Origin of the sequence: Brachybacterium sp. AOP42-C2-15, from assembly GCF_052377065.1 — a bacterium.
Taxonomy (GTDB): domain Bacteria; phylum Actinomycetota; class Actinomycetes; order Actinomycetales; family Dermabacteraceae; genus Brachybacterium.
This window is the reverse complement of record NZ_JBQSWK010000005.1, coordinates 44021-61179: the sequence shown is the minus strand read 5'-3', so window position 1 is coordinate 61179 and position 17159 is coordinate 44021. Positions and strand designations below refer to the sequence as shown.

General features: G+C 70.1%; 16 protein-coding genes. 8 read left to right on the top strand and 8 right to left on the bottom strand.

The window, feature by feature from the left end; translation table 11 throughout:
- Nucleotides 1-30: 30 nt before the first annotated feature.
- The 3 genes from ACT3SQ_RS04150 to ACT3SQ_RS04140 form a co-directional block, all read right to left on the bottom strand.
- Nucleotides 31-648 (bottom strand): biotin transporter BioY, encoded by a 618-nt coding sequence (locus tag ACT3SQ_RS04150; RefSeq protein WP_441443888.1) that lies wholly within the window; start codon nt 646-648, stop codon nt 31-33.
- A 164-nt stretch (nt 649-812) separates the two neighbouring features.
- Nucleotides 813-2321: a lipase maturation factor family protein gene (locus ACT3SQ_RS04145; protein WP_444501809.1), complete on the bottom strand. Its 1509-nt coding sequence runs from the start codon at nt 2319-2321 to the stop codon at nt 813-815.
- A 107-nt stretch (nt 2322-2428) separates the two neighbouring features.
- A complete protein-coding gene (locus ACT3SQ_RS04140) occupies nt 2429-3139 on the bottom strand; it encodes a M50 family metallopeptidase (RefSeq protein WP_441443889.1) in 711 nt (236 codons plus the stop codon).
- A 95-nt stretch (nt 3140-3234) separates the two neighbouring features.
- On the opposite strand from ACT3SQ_RS04140, the gene ACT3SQ_RS04135 reads away from it, so the two are divergent.
- Nucleotides 3235-5652 (top strand): family 78 glycoside hydrolase catalytic domain, encoded by a 2418-nt coding sequence (locus ACT3SQ_RS04135; RefSeq protein ID WP_444600852.1) that lies wholly within the window; start codon nt 3235-3237, stop codon nt 5650-5652.
- A gap of 85 nt (nt 5653-5737) precedes the next feature.
- Here the strand turns inward: ACT3SQ_RS04135 and ACT3SQ_RS04130 are convergent, their stop codons facing one another.
- Entirely contained in the window at nt 5738-5941 is a 204-nt protein-coding gene (locus ACT3SQ_RS04130; protein ID WP_299300980.1) for a cold-shock protein, read from the bottom strand.
- Between the two features lie 626 nt (nt 5942-6567).
- Complete coding sequence (locus ACT3SQ_RS04125; RefSeq protein WP_441443891.1) at nt 6568-9162, bottom strand: ATP-dependent DNA ligase; 2595 nt, start codon at nt 9160-9162, stop codon at nt 6568-6570.
- Nucleotides 9163-9284: 122 nt separating this feature from the next.
- Between ACT3SQ_RS04125 and ku the strand changes: the two genes are divergently transcribed.
- Nucleotides 9285-10403 (top strand): non-homologous end joining protein Ku, encoded by a 1119-nt coding sequence (ku, locus tag ACT3SQ_RS04120; protein WP_444600851.1) that lies wholly within the window; start codon nt 9285-9287, stop codon nt 10401-10403.
- A 74-nt stretch (nt 10404-10477) separates the two neighbouring features.
- Here the strand turns inward: ku and ACT3SQ_RS04115 are convergent, their stop codons facing one another.
- Nucleotides 10478-11419: an EamA family transporter gene (locus ACT3SQ_RS04115; RefSeq protein ID WP_444600850.1), complete on the bottom strand. Its 942-nt coding sequence runs from the start codon at nt 11417-11419 to the stop codon at nt 10478-10480.
- A gap of 108 nt (nt 11420-11527) precedes the next feature.
- Between ACT3SQ_RS04115 and ACT3SQ_RS04110 the strand changes: the two genes are divergently transcribed.
- From ACT3SQ_RS04110 to ACT3SQ_RS04095, 4 genes are all read left to right on the top strand, one after another.
- Nucleotides 11528-12046 carry a MarR family winged helix-turn-helix transcriptional regulator gene (locus ACT3SQ_RS04110; RefSeq protein ID WP_441443894.1) on the top strand — a complete coding sequence of 173 codons (519 nt, stop codon included), beginning with the start codon at nt 11528-11530 and terminating at the stop codon, nt 12044-12046.
- 5 nt (nt 12047-12051) lie between these two features.
- Nucleotides 12052-12972, top strand: a complete 921-nt coding sequence (locus ACT3SQ_RS04105) for an SDR family NAD(P)-dependent oxidoreductase (protein ID WP_442331824.1) — start codon at nt 12052-12054, stop codon at nt 12970-12972.
- Nucleotides 12973-13100: 128 nt separating this feature from the next.
- The gene (locus tag ACT3SQ_RS04100; RefSeq protein ID WP_345078620.1) at nt 13101-13415 is read left to right on the top strand and encodes a putative quinol monooxygenase; all 315 of its coding nucleotides are present in this window, start codon (nt 13101-13103) and stop codon (nt 13413-13415) included.
- A 79-nt stretch (nt 13416-13494) separates the two neighbouring features.
- On the top strand, nt 13495-14001 hold the full coding sequence (locus ACT3SQ_RS04095) for a helix-turn-helix domain-containing protein (protein ID WP_444501802.1): 507 nt from the start codon (nt 13495-13497) through the stop codon (nt 13999-14001).
- Here the strand turns inward: ACT3SQ_RS04095 and ACT3SQ_RS04090 are convergent.
- A complete protein-coding gene (locus tag ACT3SQ_RS04090) occupies nt 13982-14581 on the bottom strand; it encodes a ClpP family protease (RefSeq protein ID WP_442331826.1) in 600 nt (199 codons plus the stop codon). The two genes, ACT3SQ_RS04095 and ACT3SQ_RS04090, sit on opposite strands and share 20 nt — an antisense overlap.
- Nucleotides 14578-15204 (bottom strand): ClpP family protease, encoded by a 627-nt coding sequence (locus ACT3SQ_RS04085; protein WP_442331827.1) that lies wholly within the window; start codon nt 15202-15204, stop codon nt 14578-14580. Before ACT3SQ_RS04085 ends, ACT3SQ_RS04090 begins: the two co-directional genes overlap by 4 nt.
- 285 nt (nt 15205-15489) lie before the next feature.
- Between ACT3SQ_RS04085 and ACT3SQ_RS04080 the strand changes: the two genes are divergently transcribed.
- On the top strand, nt 15490-16329 hold the full coding sequence (locus ACT3SQ_RS04080; protein ID WP_442331828.1) for a DUF1684 domain-containing protein: 840 nt from the start codon (nt 15490-15492) through the stop codon (nt 16327-16329).
- A 28-nt stretch (nt 16330-16357) separates the two neighbouring features.
- Nucleotides 16358-17122, top strand: a complete 765-nt coding sequence (locus tag ACT3SQ_RS04075) for a TVP38/TMEM64 family protein (RefSeq protein ID WP_345078635.1) — start codon at nt 16358-16360, stop codon at nt 17120-17122.
- The last annotated feature ends 37 nt before the right edge of the window (nt 17123-17159 follow it).

Sequence of the window (17159 nt, the reverse complement as noted above, 5' to 3'; positions counted from 1 at the left end):
GCCGCGTCACGTCAGCGGCGCCGCGTCACGTCAGCGGCGCTCGTCGAGCGAGCGCACCCCGCGCCAGGCGGCGGGGATCAGCACGGCGGCGATACCGGCCTTGACCAGGCCACCGGCGACGAACGGCCACACCCCGGCGGCCAGGATGCCGCCCAGGCCCAGCTCCGCACCCATCACGGCGTTGAGGATCATGGCGAGGTAGGGCACACCGAGCAGGAACGGCACCACGCTCGCGGCGACGAAGCCGGCCATGGCGAGGAACGGCTTGCGGTCCCAGGCGCGCTCGGCGAACCAGCCCGCCACGAAGGCGGCGGGTACGAAGCCGAGGATGAACCCGAAGCTCGGGGAGAGGACCGCGGCCGGCCCGCCCGTGAACTCGGCGAACACCGGCGCACCTGCCAGCCCGACCAGCAGATAGGTGAGCAGGGCCGTCGCGCCGCGGCGGGAGCCCAGCGCGGCGCCGACGAGGATGACGCCGAGGGTCTGACCGGTGATCGGCACCAGCGGCAGCGGAATCGTGACCTGGGCGAGCAGGGCCACGATGCCGGCGCCCGCGAGCACCAGGCCGGCGTCCTGCAGGCGGGTGCGGTGCGGGGCCAGGGCGTCGGCCAGGACAGGGCGGCGGGCCGGGATGGCGATCGCGGACATGGGGCTCCTCGGGAACGGTCGGATGCAGCAGGGGCCAGCCTACGCATTGACCGCATCCCGTCGCGACCGGTCCAGCGCGCTGCGAGCCAGGCGTTCGCAGTCCGGCGCACAGACCCCGGTGTTCACCACCTCGCGATCACCCCTTGCTGATCACAGTCTGCCGATCACAGTCTGGCGATCACCCCCAGGTCGGTCCTCACCCACCACGCACCGCTCCCCCGCCGCTCCGGCGGCCGTGCGTAGCGGTACTCGAAGTACCGCACCCGGATCCCCGTCGGCGCCCGACCCTCGAACGGATCGGTGCGCAGCAGGCGCCGTACGCCGGGGTCGCCGCTGCGCAGCTTCTCGAGCAGCGCCACGAACCAGGCCTGCGGGCCGGGACGCAGCGCCAGGAACCACATCTGCCAGTCCAACCGCAGGTGATAGGGCGCGAACTGCCTGGAGCGCCGGCGCACGTCCCCGGGCTTGCCCTTGAACTCGTACGGCAGCCATTCCTCCTCGTCAGCGGTGTCCGGGTCCGGGGCGCGGGTGCCCTCGATGACCACCTCGAAGCGTCTCTCCGTCATCGATCCGAAAGCCCCGTAGGCGTTGACCAGGTGGAAGCGGTTGAAGCTCGCATTCATCAGCTGCCGGGACGAGAAGAGGTTGCGCAGCGGCTTCCACGAGAGCACGAGCAGCCCCGCGAACACGGCGAGGATCAGCAGCTGCCACCACAGCGGCGAGGCATCGACGGCGGGCGGGGCGCCGGCTGCGAAGGGATCCCCGCTCCTCGGCCATCGCGGCCAATGCTGCCATCCCCAGCCCGGCCAGGGCCCGCCGGTCGCCCAGCGCAGGAACGAGTCGCTGATCGCCGCGAAGGCGACCAGGATCGTCAGCCAGTTCAGCCAGGCGTAGTTGCCGGTCAGCACGAGGAAGAGCTGGGTGAGGATCACCGCGACCGCCGCGATCGAGGCGAACGGCTGCGGCAGCAGGATCAACCAGATCACCCCGAGCTGCACGGCATGGCTGCCGAGCACCTCGAGTCGGTGCCACCAGCGCGGCGCGAGGTGGGCCAGGCGGCTCAACGGACCGGGCATCGGCTGGGTCTGGTGGTGATGATCCATCGCGGTGAGGTCCCGCCAGGACTCGTCGCCGCGCAGCTTGATCATCCCTGCCCCGAACTCGAGGCGCAGCAGCATCCAGCGCAGGAAGAACAGGATCAGCAGCGGCGGCGCGACCGCGTGGGAGCCGAGGAAGCCCACCAGGAACCCGCACTCCAGCAACATCGATTCCCAGCCGAAGCCGTAGAACACCTGGCCCACGGAATGTATCGACAGGTACAGCAGCCACATCACGCCGAACACCGCGATCATGGACCATGCGGGCCCCTGCTGCGGCAGACCCACCACCACCGCGGCACCGAGCACGATGCCCACCAGGCACATCACCCGCAGCAGGCGATCGCTGTACGGGGTCCGGCGCCAGCGGAACAGAGTCGGCCCGGCGCGGTCGCCGACACGCTCGAGGAACTCAGTCGCCGGGAGCAGGCCCCGCTCCCCCAGCAGCACGGGGAACTGGTGGAAGCTCGAGAGGAAGGCGAGCATGAACACCGCCGCGACCCCCCGCTGGATCACCTCGCGGGCGATCAGATGGTCGTGCCCGTCCAGCAGGGCGAGCCAGCTCGTCCATTCCATGGCGTCCACGGCGTCCACCTCCGGGCTCGGGGTCTCCGCCTCCGATCATCCGCCGCCGGGCCGGAACTGTCACGGGCGCGCCCATGTCCCGGCGCCGACTCCGGCGCTCACAGCACGAAGGGTGCGAGGGTGCTGGCCGCCCACCAGCTGCAGGCGCCGAGCACGAGGGCGAAGCTCGCGGTCCACATCCAGGCTGGCACCGGGGTCAGCTGGGCGAGCTGGGCCGGATCGTCGGAGCTACCGCCGCCGGTGATCACCGCCCCCAGGTGACGCCAGGCACCCAGCAGCAGGAACACCCCGGTGGCCAGGGTCAGCAGCGCGGCGAGCGCGGGACTGCCCCACCACCAGAGGGCGCCGACGCCCACAGCAGTGCCGAGCACCGCGGCCAGGGTGTGCAGCGAGCGGGAGAAGAACAGCGAGAGCACGAGCACCACCAGAGCGATGGAGAGGGCGGTGCGCGCCCAGCCGTGCAGGGAGATCTGGACCAGCAGTGCGCCCACGATGGCGGGGGCCGGGTATCCGGCCCAGGTGGAAGCCACCCGGCCGACGCCGCGCCGCGGGCCGACGGTGACCGCGTGACCGGACATGTCGGCGCTGACCACGAAGCCGGTGAAGCGTCGTCCCATCAGGATCCCGATGACCGCGTGGCCGAGCTCGTGCACGATCGTCACCGCGAGCCGGGCGAACCTCCACAGCGGAGGCAGCACCACGACGACCAGTGCGAGGACGAGCGCGAGCAGTGTCCACCAGCCGGTGGCGGGCGCAGCGTCGGGCATGAGGCGGCCCGTGATCTCGCGGCCGATCTGCTCGAGGGTCATGGAGCCATGGTGACAGCTCCGGCCTGGAGCGCGCTGGGAGCGTGCCAGACTGTCCGCACCCGTCGACGACGACTCGAAGGACCTGGTGGCACCGCATGCCGGACATCGACCCCGCCCTCGCCCGATGGATCACCGCCCCCGGTGAGGATCCGCAGAATCCGCTCCTGCGCATGTCGTTCGAGCTGGCCTCGCCGCCGGTCGCGGCGCGGCTGCTGGTGACGGGCCTGGGCACCTTCCGCGCCTATCTCAACGGCGCTCCGATCAGCGACGGTCTGCTCGACCCGGGGCTGACGGATCCTCGCCGACGGGTGCAGGTGTGCGAGGTGGACGCTGCGGAGCTGCTCACCCGCGGCGAGAACGTGCTCGGCATCGAACTGGGCCGCGGCTTCCATGCGATGACCACCCCGAACGAATGGCGCTGGCATCTGGCGCCCTGGCGGGGCCCGGTGCGGGCCTGGGCGCGGCTGCGGATCGATCTGGCCGACGGCACCACCCGGGCGCTGTCCACCGGGGAAGGGTGGCGCACCCGGCCGGGCCCGGTGGTCTTCGACTCGATGTACGAGGGTGAGACCTTCGCTCCCACCGAGGACCCGGCCGCATGGCGGTTGCCGGGCTATGACGATGCCGGCTGGGCGCCGGTGCTGGTGGACCGTCCCGGCAGCGGGTCCCGCCGGGCGCAGAGGTCTGCTGAACCGCTGCTGGTGCGCCAGGTGCAGGAGCCCGTGGTGGTGCGCGAGGAGCTCCTCCCGACCCTGGTCTCCTCCACTCCGCAGCGGGTGGTGCTGGATATGGGACGGGTGATCGCCGGCTGGTGCCGCTTCACGCTCCCCGCTGAGGTGGGGCCGTGGGCGCCCCCGGTCGAGTTCGTGGCACGGCACGGGGAGAAGCTCCTGGCCGACGGCACAGTGGATGACGTGAACCAGCACATCCACACCGATCGCTTCCAGCAGGACCGGGTGCTGCTGCAGCCTGCCTTCGCACGTTCCTTCGCCCCGCGGCACAGCTACAAGGGGTTCCGCTATGTGCAGCTCGAACCGCTCTCGGGCGACCTGGCTGGGCTCCAGGTCACCGGGGTCCTCGCCCATGCGGATCTTCGCGAGGTCAGCAGGCTGAGCTCGTCGGATCCGTATCTCGAACAGTTCGACGCGGCGATGCGCGCCTCCCTGCTGAACAACATGCATCACGTCCCCACGGATACCCCGATCCAGGAGAAGAACGGGTGGACCGGTGATGCGCTGACGGCGCTCGCGGCGATGACCACGAGCTTCGATATGCGCCGGATGCTGCGCAAGTGGTTGGCGGACCAGGTCGACGGGCAGCGGGCGGACGGATCCCTCGCGGTGATCTCGCCGAATCCGGACTGGGGGTATGACGAGCTCTCGCCCGCCCCGGAGTGGACCTGCCTGCTGCCGACGCTACTGGACGAGATGGTCACCGAGTACGGCGAGGTGGGGCTGGTCGCGCTGCACGGTCCAGCGGCGGCGAGCTATCTCGCTCATGAGCTCTCCCGACGTGACCAGGAGGGGCTGATCTCGGGGGTGCTCGGCGACTACCTCAGCCCGGGCAGCCCCGGCCCTGCCCCGGAGGACAAGCGCCTGTCCGGTTCGCTGTTCGTGGCAAGGGCCCTGCGCTCCCTCGCCCATGCGGTGGACCTGGCCACGCTCGAGAGCGGCGGTGCGGGTGGTGACCCCTGGACCGCGAGCGGCGAGAGCATCGAGGGGGTGCCGGATCCGGAAGCATTGCGGGCCGACGCCACCGCGCTGGAGGAGGCGGTGAACGCCGTCTTCCTCGACCCCGTCGCGGGTCGCTACCGCGATCCCGGCACTCTAGAAGATTCCACCGCTCCAGAGGATTCCGCCGCTCCCGAAGATTCCGGCACTCGCGCCGAGGGCGGGAGGGCGAACACTGCGGATTCTCCCGGCCCTGCGGGCGCTGCCGCACCCGCCTACCGCCAGACCAGCAACCTGCTGCCCCTTGCCTTCGGGACGGTCCCGCCCGAGCACGTCGAGGCGGTGGTGGCGAATCTGGTGGCGGATATCGAGGCGCGCGGGGATCACCACGACTGCGGGCACATCGGAGTGCGCTTCCTGCTGCCGGTGCTGTCGGCGCACGGTCATGGCGAGCTGGCCTGGCGGGTGCTGAACTCGCCGACCGCGCCGGGATGGAAGGCGTGGCTGGAGGCAGGGAATTCGACCTTCATGGAGATGTGGGAGAACCCCCGCTCCTGCTCCCACTACTTCATGGGCACCCCCGCGACCTGGCTCCATGAATGGGTGGTGGGGCTGCGGCGAGGGCCCGACGGATGGCGGGACTTCGTGGTCGAGCCCGATCCGCGGGTGCCGGTGGCCCACATCGCCTTCTCCCGCGAGACGGATCTCGGGGAGATCGTGATCGAGGTGGACCGCGAGGAGCGCGTGATGACGCTGGTGGTCCCTGAGGGAGCCCGTGCACGGGTGCTCCTGCCCGGAACCGAGAAGGTCTGCGAGGCAGGGCGCCACGTCGTGACCTGGTGACAGCACGACGCCCGCCGTGCCCGGCCGAAGCCGGACCCGACGGGCGTCGAGGTCATGCGGCCGATACGTAGATCGGCCGGAGCGCTCAGAGGGCGCGGATGTTCACTGCCTGCAGACCCTTGGGGCCCTGCTCGGTCTCGAACTCCACGCGCTGGTTCTCCTCGAGGTCGCGACGGCCGGTGCCGGCGATGGCGCTGAAGTGAGCGAACACATCGGCGGAGCCGTCCTCGGGGGCGATGAAGCCGTAGCCCTTGTCGGAGTTGAACCAGGTGACGATGCCAGTAGCCATGGCGATATTCCTTCGTTGTCGTGAACCACATTCGTGGCCCGGGTATCCGTGACGACGGCGCCGCCGCGGATGGGTTGTGCCCCTGGCGTCACGGCGACCGATGCGGTCACCGCTGCCGTTCTGGGGGGCGGGTGCGGCCACGAGGGCCGCCTGAGCCGCGGCCAGCGACACGAAGTCGCCGATGCGGCCGAACTGGGGCCCGTAGGCCGTGTGGACCGGCGCGTCAGCGGAGGTGCTGACGACATGGCCGGCGAACTCTCCGGCGAGCGTGGCGACGTGGACGTCGTCATCGGCTCGGAGCCAGGAGAGGGTCTGGTGCGCTGCAACGGCTGCGGTGGCAGTCATCGGCGCGATCGTGAGGTGTGACGCAGAAGCGTCGTCGTACAAAGGCAGTGCGGAGGAGGTAATGAAGTCCCAATTTCGTCGGAAGTGCTGCGCGACCGTCGTCGGTCGCCTCCGAGGGAGGCATCCTGCGCCGTGCGTGTCTTCCACAGATCCTGCCATATGACCGGGCCGTGTGGACGACTTCGAGAAGACTACGGCATGAACCCTTGTGCTCGAACCCCGATGTGACCCACCGTACGTCCGGGACATCGCGACGGCATCGCCCCCGGGGCCCCAGGCCCTCAGTCCTCCCAGCGCACCTGTGCGGGCTCCTTGTCCGGGCGCCATCCGCGCCAGACCGGATGGCGCAGGCGACCGTCCTCGGTCCGTTCGGCGTGCTGCACCTCGCCCACCAGATCCGCGCGCACCCACTCGGCGTCACGGCGATCCGCTGCTGGCACGTTGTTCGCCGCAGGGGTCTTCCGGGTCCGGGAGCGGAGGGCGGTGGCGATCTGTTCGAGATCTCGGCCCGAGAAGCCGCTGCCCACCCGTCCCGCATAGCGCAGGACACCCTCGGTGTCGGGGACAGCGAGCAGCAGGGAGCCGAGGGTCCCAGAGCGCTCCCCCTTGCCGTGTCGCCACCCGATGACCACGACCTCCTGGTGGTGGGCGTTCTTGAGCTTGATCCAGGTGCGCGAGCGCTTCCCGGCCTGGTAGATGCCGCTCTCCTTCTTCGCCATCACCCCTTCGAGCTGCAGCTGCTGGGAGATCTCGATCGCATGCTCGACGTCACCGTGGTCGGCGTGGGGCAGCTGGACGTGCTCGGTCACGCTGACGGCGTCGAACAGCGCTTCCCGGCGTTCCAGATAGGACGCTCGCACCAGCGACTCACCGCCGCGGACCAGCAGGTCGAACAGCATCACGTGGACCTCGACCTCCTCCCGCGCTCGGGCGACGTCGCGCTCGCGGGTCAGCCCGAGTCGCTGCTGGAGCCGGGAGAAGGACGGCCGGTCGCTCCCATCCAGCGCCACGATCTCCCCATCCAGCACGGTCTCGCCAGCGACCCTGAGCTCCGGGTCCACGGCGTCGTGCAGCTCCGCGAGCTCGGGGAAGGTCGCGGTGAGGTCGTTGCCGCCACGGCTGGTCAGCCGCACGGCACCCTCGGTGACGGTCGCGATGACGCGCACCCCGTCCCATTTCATCTCGAAGGCCCACTCGTCCTCCTGGCGAATGTCGCCTCGAGTGCCGAGAGTCGCGAGCATCGGTGAGAGCGGCTCTCCCATGCCGGCCGCGCTCGACCCGGCCGGCTCCTCGTCCTCGCTGCGCCGCGGAGGCTTCCGCGACCGCGTGGTCGGCGCGCTCTGGGGTGCAGACCCGCCGCCCTCTCCGCCCTCGCTGTCGCCGTCACCGTCGGGCTGGTCCTTCATGAGGTGCAGCAGCCAGTTCGCCGCCGCCTTCTCCTTCGCGGCGGCGGACTTCCCTGATCCGCCCATCCCGCCGGTGTGGATGAAGGCATAGCGTCGCGGAACCCCGCCGAGGCCGCCGTCCGGGCGACCGTGGCAGACCACGATCACCTCCTTGCCCTCGCGCCATTTCTCGATCTCGACGGTGCCGGTATCCCAGAGGGCGACCTCCCCACCGCCGTACTCCTGTGCGGGGATGGTGCCTTCGAAGGTGCCGTACTCGAGGGGATGGTCCTCGGTCTGCACGGCGAGCCGGTTCTGGTCCGTCTCCAGCGGCGGGCCCTTCGGCACCGCCCAGGAGACCAGCACCCCGGAGTGCTGGAGACGGAAGTCCCAGTGCAGGCGTGAGGCGTGATGCTCCTGGATCACGAACATCGGCTCCTCGGAGTGCAGAGCCTCGAGCGCCTCCTGTGCAGCTGCGGAGCCGGTGTCCGGGTCGCGCTTCGGCGCGGGGACGGGCTCGGGGGTCTTCTCCGGGTCCCGCTTCGAGCGATACACCTCGAGCCGGTCCCGGGCGCGCTTTACCGCGGGTGCCTTCCCTGCGGCCGCGATGCCCAGCGGTGCGATCGGGTCGATGCCCTCCTCGAGCCGCTCGAGCACCTCGGCCATCTCGAGCTGTTCGAGGCCGGGGTCCTCGATCTCCTCCCAGGTGCGCGGGGCGGCGACGGTGGGCCGCAGTCTTCCTCGCAGCGAGTACGGGCAGATGGTGGTCTTCTGCCCGTTGTTCTGCGACCAGTCCACGAGCACCTTGCCGCGGCGCGATGACTTCTTCATCTCGCTCACGACCTGCTCGGGGTGGTCCTGCTCGAGAGCCCGGGCCAGCTGATGCGCGACCTGTGCGATCTCGTCGGCCGTGCTGCTGCCGTCCAGCGGCGCGTACAGATGGATCCCCTTGGATCCGGAGGTCACGGGATAGGAGTCCAGGCCCATATCGGCGAGGATCTCGCGGCACCATCCCGCCACGAGAGCGCAGTCCGCCAGCCCTGCGCCTTCTCCGGGATCGAGATCCAGGACCATCCGGTCGGGACCTGCGGGTTCGAGGTGCTCGTCGAAGCGCCACTGCGGGGTATGGATCTCGAGGGCTGCGAGCTGGGCGAGCCAGACCAGCACCGCGACCTCGTCCACCAGCGGGTAGGTGGCGGTGGCCTCGCTGTGCCGGATCTCGGCGCGCGGCACCCAGTCCGGTGCGTGATCCTCCAGATCCTTGCGGAAGAACGCCTTGCCGGGCCGCTCGGTGGTGCCGACCCCGTCGACCCACCGTTTTCGCGTCGCGGGACGACGCGCGGCCTGCGGGATCAGCAGCGGCGCGATGCGGTGGAAGTAGTCGATCACCTCGCCCTTGGCGGTGCCCGTGGAGGGGTAGAGGATCTTGTCGAGGTTCGACAGCTTCACCCTCCGTCCGTCCACCTCGACGTGCTGTGCGGGGATGGCCATGGGCCCACTGTGCCCCCGATCGCCGCATTCGTCACGCCCCGGGATCGTTCATCTCCCATAGGTGCACAACCGTCCGACCGCTCGTTCCTGGTCACCGCCGGTTCTCCGTGATGTCATGGGGCATGCGCGCAATCTGGAGCGGTGAGATCACCTTCGGCCTCGTGAACGTGCCGGTGAAGCTCTACGGAGCCACCCGCTCGCACGACATCTCCTTCCATCAGGTCCACGATGAGGATCACGGGCGGATCCGGTATCAGCGCACCTGCGAGGTGTGCGGCCGAGAGATCGACTACGAGCACATCGACAAGGCCTACGACGATGGCGACAAAACGGTGGTGCTCACCGACGAGGAGCTGGACGCGCTGCCGGCGGAGGACAACGACGAGATCGACGTCGTGCAGTTCGTGCCTTCGGATCAGGTGGATCCGATCCTGCTCGGCACCTCGTACTTCCTCGAGCCGGTGGGGCGTTCCGCGAAGGCGTATGTGCTGCTGCGGCGCACGCTGGAGGAGACGGAGCGGACCGCTGTCGTGACCTTCACCCTGCGCACCAAGACCCGCCTCGGGGTGCTGCGGATCCACGGGGACCTGCTCGCGCTGCAGACCCTGCGCTGGCCCAAAGACCTCAAGGAGGTCGACTTCGGCCCCAAGAAGTCGAAGATCAGCAGCAAGGAGCTGGCGATGTCGGCGTCCCTGGTCGAGCAGTTCAGCGATGACTTCGACCCTGAGCAGTTCACCGACGAGTACCAGGCGCAGCTTCGCGAGCTGGTCGACGCCAAGCTCGAGCAGGGAGACTCCGTGGACACCGACGCGACCTTCGGGAAGGACAGCTCGAAAGACGAGGCCGACGCGGCTGGCGGCGGCGGGAAGGTCATCAGCCTGATGGACGCACTGGAACGCAGCGTGCAGAAGCGCCGCGGATCGGGATCATCGCCGGCACAGCAGAAGGACGAGACGGAGAAGAAGGGGTCGGGCCCGACGCGGAAGAAGTCGGACTCGGCGAAGAAGTCCTCGCACTCCACGGCGTCGAGCGCGAAGAGTTCCGGTGCCTCCAAGAAGTCTGGCGGTTCCAAGAAGTCCGGCGGTTCCGGGAAGTCCAGCGCCTCCAAGAGTTCCGGCTCCTCGAAGAAGTCCGGGTCCTCGGCCAAGAGCACAGGCACGAAGACCAAGGCTCCGAAGGCCAAGAAGGCTGCAAAGAAGTCCTCCGGTTCGTCGGCGGAGCGCTCGAAGAAGTCGGCGTAGGCCTCACCTCCCAGGGCACCGTCCGCCTCCGCCCTGCTCTCGCAGGGGCGAGGCGCCGTCGGCACCGAGGATCCTCATGGCGACATCTCCCGCGCTCGACGGGATTCCTGGGCTGCGACCACGGCGATCAGGGCGAGGGCGAAGCCGCCCAGCTGGACGGCCGTGAGCTGCTCGCCGAGCACGAGGAAGCCGAGCACAGCCGCAACGAGTGGGGAGAGCACCGGGAGGAACGCAGCGCTCCCCGCTGGCATCTGACCCAAGCCCCGGAACCACAGCACGTAGGCGAGAAGCCCTCCCACAAGCGCGAGCCAGGCATAGCCCATCGTCGCCTGCGCGTCGAGCGCCGGCGGCGTGCCTTCGACGGCAAGGGCGAGAGGGAGGATGATCAGGCCGCCAGCGGTGAGCTGCCAGCCTGCGAAGGCGATGGGGCCGACGGGTGGCCGCCACCGCTTGGACAGCACCGTGCCCACCGCCATCGAAGCCACGCCACCGATGCCCGCGAGGATGCCGAGCGGATCGAGCGCGGCATCGGGCCCGAGCACCGTGGCTGCGACTCCGAGCACAGCCAGGACTCCCCAGATCAGCCGACGCACCGTCGGCCGCTCCCGGAGCAGGACAGCGGCGAGCACCGCGACCAGCAGCGGCCCGGTGGCGCCGAAGACTCCCGCCACTCCCCCGGGCAGCAGGTAGGCGGCGAGGAACAGCAGCGGGAAGAAGGCGCCGATGTTGAGCGTGCCCAGCAGCAGGGAGCGCCACCACCAGTGGCCGTGCGGGAGGGCGCGGCCGAGCGCGAGGGCGAGCAGGCCTGCCGGCAGAGCGCGCAGAGCCCCGGACCACAGGGGATGATCCGGAGGCAGCAGTTCGGTGGTGACGAGATAGGTGGTCCCCCAGGTGATCGGGGCGATCGCCGTCAGCGCGACAGTCAGCGCGGCGGCCGACCCAGGGCGCGGAGCCGACGGCGTGCCACTCGCGGAAGCATTCCCGCCCCGCGATCTTTCGATGTCTAACTGTTTCATGGTTGAGAATGTATGCCTGCGATAGAGTCCCGTCAAACAGTTAGATGTCGAAGGTTCGCTCACGCTGGCCCCACCGCGAGCGATCCATCCGCGCCAGGAGGGAATGACATGGCAGACCGCGTGAGCGACTTCCTCGCCCAGTGGGCCCGGGAGCGACCGGATCTCGACGCCACCCCGATGGGGGTGATCGGACGCCTTTCGCGGGTCGACGAGATTGCCGGCCGCACGCTGCAGGCGACGTTCCGGGGCGTCGGCCTGCATCGCGGGGAATTCGACACCCTCGCCGCCCTGCGACGGTCCGGGTCCCCGTTCACCCTCACCCCCGGCGAGCTGGCCGCCTCGAGCATGGTCACCGGCGCCGCGATGACCAACCGCCTGCAGCGTCTGGAGGACAAAGGGCTGCTGCAGCGGACGATGGACCCCTCCAACCGGCGCCGCGTGCTGGTGCGCCTCACCGACGCTGGGCGGGAGCTGGTCGACGAGATCGTGGTCCCCCATGTCAACGCCGAGCAGGAACTGTTGGACGCCCGGCTCACGCGCGAGGAGCAGACTCAGCTGGCGAAGCTGCTGGAACGCTTCCTGGAGAACTCGGGCGACGTCTCCACCCACGACACGAGCAAGGACTGACCCGCATGGGCAAGAACCTCAGCCACCAGAATGCGTCGGGTCGGAGAACGACCGGCGAGCCGTCCCAAACACAGGCCCAGACACCGACGACCATCGTCATCACCGGCGCGTCCGACGGGATCGGCGCCGCCGCAGCCCGTCAGCTCGCCGGCACGGGCGTCCGCCTGCTCGTGGTCGGTCGCTCACCGGAGAAGACTGCGGCCGTCGCGCGGGAGATCGACGCCGAACACTTCATCGCCGACTTCGCTCGTCTCGATGACGTGCGCCGCCTCGCGGCGGAGCTCTCAGCGGCGACCGCCGAGCACGGCATCGACGTGCTCGCCAACAATGCCGGCGGAATCTTCGGCGACCGCACCCCGACCGTCGACGGTTTCGAGAAGACGCTCCAGGTCAACCACCTCGCCCCGTTCCTGCTGACCAACCTCCTGCTGCCACGCCTGCTGCCCGGGGGCGCCTCGGTCGTGAACACCTCAAGCATGGCGAACCGGCTGTTCGGGCACCTGGACCTCTCCGACCTCGGCAACGAGCGGAGATACAGCCCGCGCAAGGCCTACGGGGATGCAAAGCTCGCGAACGTGCTGTTCACCCGCAGCCTGCACGCGAAGTTCCACGACCAGGGGCTCTCTTCCGCGGCATTCCACCCCGGGCTGGTGCGCACGAGCTTCTCCGCCGGATCGGCGAGTTCGATGCGCTGGTTCTATCAGTCGCCGCTCGCGCGCTTCGCACCGATGATCAGCCCCGAACAGGGCGGCGCGACCCTGGCCTGGTTCCTCACCGGCGTGCCGGGTTCGACCTGGACCTCCGGGCGCTACTACGACCAGGACCGGCCCACCACGCGCGTGAACCCGCAGGCCGACGACCTCGCTCTCGCCGAGGGGCTGTGGCAGCGCAGCGCCGAGCTGGTCGGGCTGTCCCCCACCCGCTGAGGCTCGGCGACCGAGTCTGACGATCGCGCACCGCTGAGCGCCCAGCGCTCGGACGGTGTGGAGCCACCCAGCCGGACGGGGCAGGATGGGCGGTCAGGACCCCACCCCGATCAGCACCAGGAGCCCCCATGACCGCAGTCGTCGTCACCGCGATCTTCTACCCCAAGCCCGGCAAGAAGCAGGAGCTGGCCGAGGCCATGCATCGCGGCATCGCCGCCGTGCACGGAGAGAACGGCTGCGAGCTCTATGCGATCCACGACGCCGAGGACGGCACCATCACGATGATCGAGAAGTGGTCCTCCGTCGAGGCGCTCGACACCCACGGCGACAGCGATGAGGTCAAGATCCTGCGCGCCGATGTGGCGGACCTGGTCGAGAAGCCGGGCCTGGTCACCCGCATGACCCCCATCCCCGCAGGCACGGAGGCGCAGGGACAGCTCTGACCTCTGAACCCGCCGGAGCCTGGTTCTGCCCACAGCAGAGGCTCCGGCGGGGTCGTCGCAGGCGGCGTACCGTCATCCCATGACCACGCTGGAGCCTCTGCTGCGAGAGCTGATCGGCGGCGCCCTGCGCCGTCGCCGACGAGAGCGCGGACGCACTCTCACCGATGTCGCCGGGCAGGCCGGGGTGAGCATGCAGCACCTCTCGGACGTCGAGCGTGGGCGCAAGGACGCCTCGAGCGAGATCCTCGCGGCGATCTGCGGAGCGCTCGGCGTGACGGCCGCCCAGTTGATGTCCGAAGCGGCACAGCCCTCGGCTCGGTCCTCAGCGCAGTCCGCAGCGCGGTCCTCAGCTCAGTCCTCGGCTCTGCCCGCAGCCACGCCCGCAGCCCGGTCGTCGGCCCAGCCCTACGCCCGGCCCGTCCTGCTCGACCTCGCCCGTGCTCCGCGCTCGGCGCCGCCTGAGCTCGAGATCGAGATCGAGATCGAGCCTGGGCTCGAGCTCGGGGCGAGGTCCGTCGTCAACGGACGGCACCGACCCTCCCTCCGCCCGCTCCGCCCGCGCGACGTCATGCTGTCGGCCGCCTGAGCAGAATCTCGTCGGCGAGCCCGTATTCCACGATCGCCGCGGCATCCAGCACCCGCTCACGCTCGAGGTCCTGCCTCACCTGCGAGGCGTCGCGACCGGTCGCCTCTGCGAGCAGCTGTTCCAGCTGGCGGCGCACCCGTTCGACCTCCTCGACGGCAAGGATCAGGTCCGGGATCGCTCCGCGTCCGCTGGCCTCGAGCGGTCGCAGCACCGCGCGCGAGTGCGGCAGCACGGCCCGCATCCCGGGAGTTCCCGCGGCCAGCAGCAGCACCGGCGCGGCGACGACCTGGCCCACGCAGGTCACCGCGATCGGGCTGCGCACATAGGCGAGCGCGTCGTGGATGGCGAGCACTGCCTGCACGTCCCCGCCGGCGGAGTTCAGGTAGATCTGGATGGGGGTGTCCCGCGACTCGTTCTCCAGGTGCAGCACCTGGGCGATGATCGTGTTCGCCACCCCGTCGTCCACCTCGGTGCCGAGGTAGACGATGCGGTCGCTGAGCAGGCGGGAGAAGATGTCGGCCGTCCGCTCGCCGCCGCCTGCGGTGCGCTCGATGACGCTGGGGATGGTGTAGCTGCTCATCGTCCGAGTCCTGTCGTCGTGGTGGCGGACCGCATCGGGAGGATCTCGCGGAGGTCGGCGACCACCTGGTCGCAGAATCCGTAGGCGACCGCGTCGGCTGCGGACCAGAAGCGGTCGCGCTCCGAGTCGCGGGCGATCGTCTCTCGCGGCTGCCCGGTGCGCTCTGCGGTGATGTCGATGAGCAGATCGCGGTTCGCGCGCAGGTCCTCGGCCTGGATCTCGATGTCGGCTGCAGAGCCGCCGAAGCCCGCGGATCCCTGATGCATGAGCACCCGCCCGTGCGGGAGGATGCTCCGCTTGCCGGTGGTGCCGTGCGTGAGCAGGTACTGGCCGGCGCTGTAGGCCATGCCCAGAGCGACGGTGCGCACATCGCAGGGCACCAGGTCCATGAGGTCCCCGATCGCGAGCATGGCGGGCACCAGCCCGCCAGGAGAGTTGATCAGCAGCGTGATGTCGCTGTCGGGGTCCTCGGCGGCCAGGAGCAGCAGTCCGGCGCTGAGCTGGGCGCCATTGTCCTGATCGAGCTCCCGATCCAGCAGCAGGACGCGCTGGTGGAGCAGGCCGAGATCGATGCGGTCGGTGAGGGCGGCGGTGGTCGTGGCTGGAGGTGAGGTGGTGGTCATGTGCCGAGTCTTCGCCGGGCCGGTGGCGCGGCGCCAGCATCTCCGCTCTGGGTTGAACAGCCCTGCGCTGATCAGTTCAGGGCTGATCAGCTGTGCGCTGATTAGCTGTGCGCTGATCGGCCCAGCGTTGAGGGGCCCAGCGTTGATAGGGCAGCGTTGATCAGCCCTGGGCGGAGGCCGGCCCGGCGCGGGTCCCCCGCCGTGTGAACGCAGATCACGGCAGGCTCGCCAGGACCCCGCGACGAGGAGGAGACTCGCGCCACCGCCCTGACCGAGGAGAGCCCGATGACGCAGCACACCCCGACCGCCGCCGCCGAGCGGGCCGATGCCGAGCGGGCCGACGTCCCCGCCTCCTGGACCAACTTCCGGCGCCGCCGGGACGAATCCCTGGCCGCACGCCACGGCATCCTCTCCCAGGTCGCGCTGCACTGGATCGACCCGTCGGCCGGGCCGCAGCATCTAGGCGAGGTCCCCGGCAGCTGGGAGATCATCGAGGATCGACCGGTCGTGCGCTTCGGAGGCACGGAGCTCACGCTGCTCGCCGACTCCTCGGAGATCGGCGTCCGCGCCGATGACGGGGTCGTCGTCACGACCGTGACCTCCGCGGGTGACGTCCGCCTGGCGAGCTTCGGCGAGGACGTGCAGATCGATGTGATCCGTCGGGGCGGGCGGATCGGCCTGCGCCTGCTCGACCCGGCGGCGCCACGACTGGCCGCCTTCGACGGGGTGCCGACCTTTCCCTACGACCCCGCCTCTGTGCATACCGGGACCTTCCGGCCCCAGCCCGCCACGGTGCGAGTCGGCTCGGCGCTGCCGTGGCTCGAGCAGGAGCTGCCCTCCCCCGGGGTCGTGACCCTCGAGATCGCCGGCACCGAGGTGGATCTCGTGCTCACCGGCGAATCCAGCATCCTGTTCACCGACGAGACCTCCGGCTCCGAGAGCGCCCACTGGCGTCAGGTCAGCGCACAGCTGGACGGCGACCGGGTGCACGTGGATCTCAACTTCTCCCTGAACTTCCCGTCCGCCTTCAGCGCCTGGGGCACCTGTCCGCGCCCGCCGGCGGGCAACCACCTGCCGCTGGCCGTGCGCGCCGGGGAGGCCCGGGTCGAGCCCACGGAGCGCTGAGCGGCTGCCGAGCCTCTAGGATCGCGGGATGCCAGACCGTCCCGATCCCGAGACCGGCGAGACCCCCGAAGTCTCCGACGGCCCTGCCCGCACGCGCGGCGGGGTGCCCTGGGGCTCCGTGCTGCGCAACGTCACCCTCGTGCTCGCCGTGCTGGTGATGGTGTGGCTCGCGCTGAACGTGCGCCTGCCGTCCGTGGACGAGCTGCGCGCGGACATCGCCGAGCTCGGTGCCTGGGGTCCGCTCGCCTTCATCGCGCTCTACGCGGCGGTGGCCCTGACACCGATCCCGGTGACGATCATGGCGGTGGCCGGCGGGATGCTCTTCGGGGTGCCCGGTGGCACCGTGCTGTCGATGATCGGGGTGACGCTCGGCTGCTGGGGCGGCTACTGGGTGGCGCGGGGCCTGGGCCGGGACACGGTGATGCGCGCTCTCGGATCGCACGCGGAGCTGGTCGAGGACCGCCTCGAGAACGGCGGGTTCTATGCGGTGTGCACGCTGCGACTGATGCCCGGCATCCCCTACTGGCCGGTGAACTACGGCAGCGGCGCTTTGGGCATCAGCAGCCGCGACTTCCTCATCGCCACTGCGCTCTCGGCGCTGCCGGGTCAGATCTCCCTCATCGCCGTCGGAGCGTTCCTGGTCGAGCCGGGCATCGCCTCCGGTGCGGTGGTGGCGATCTCCTGGACCATCGTGATCGCACTGACGCTGCTGTCCTATCGCCGGTGGAGGGCCACCCGCAGCACGGAGCATCCCGAGGACGCCATCCCCTCTGCTACCACTGACAACGCCTGATTCCGGTCTAGACTGCTCCCACGCCGCCGGAGCACCC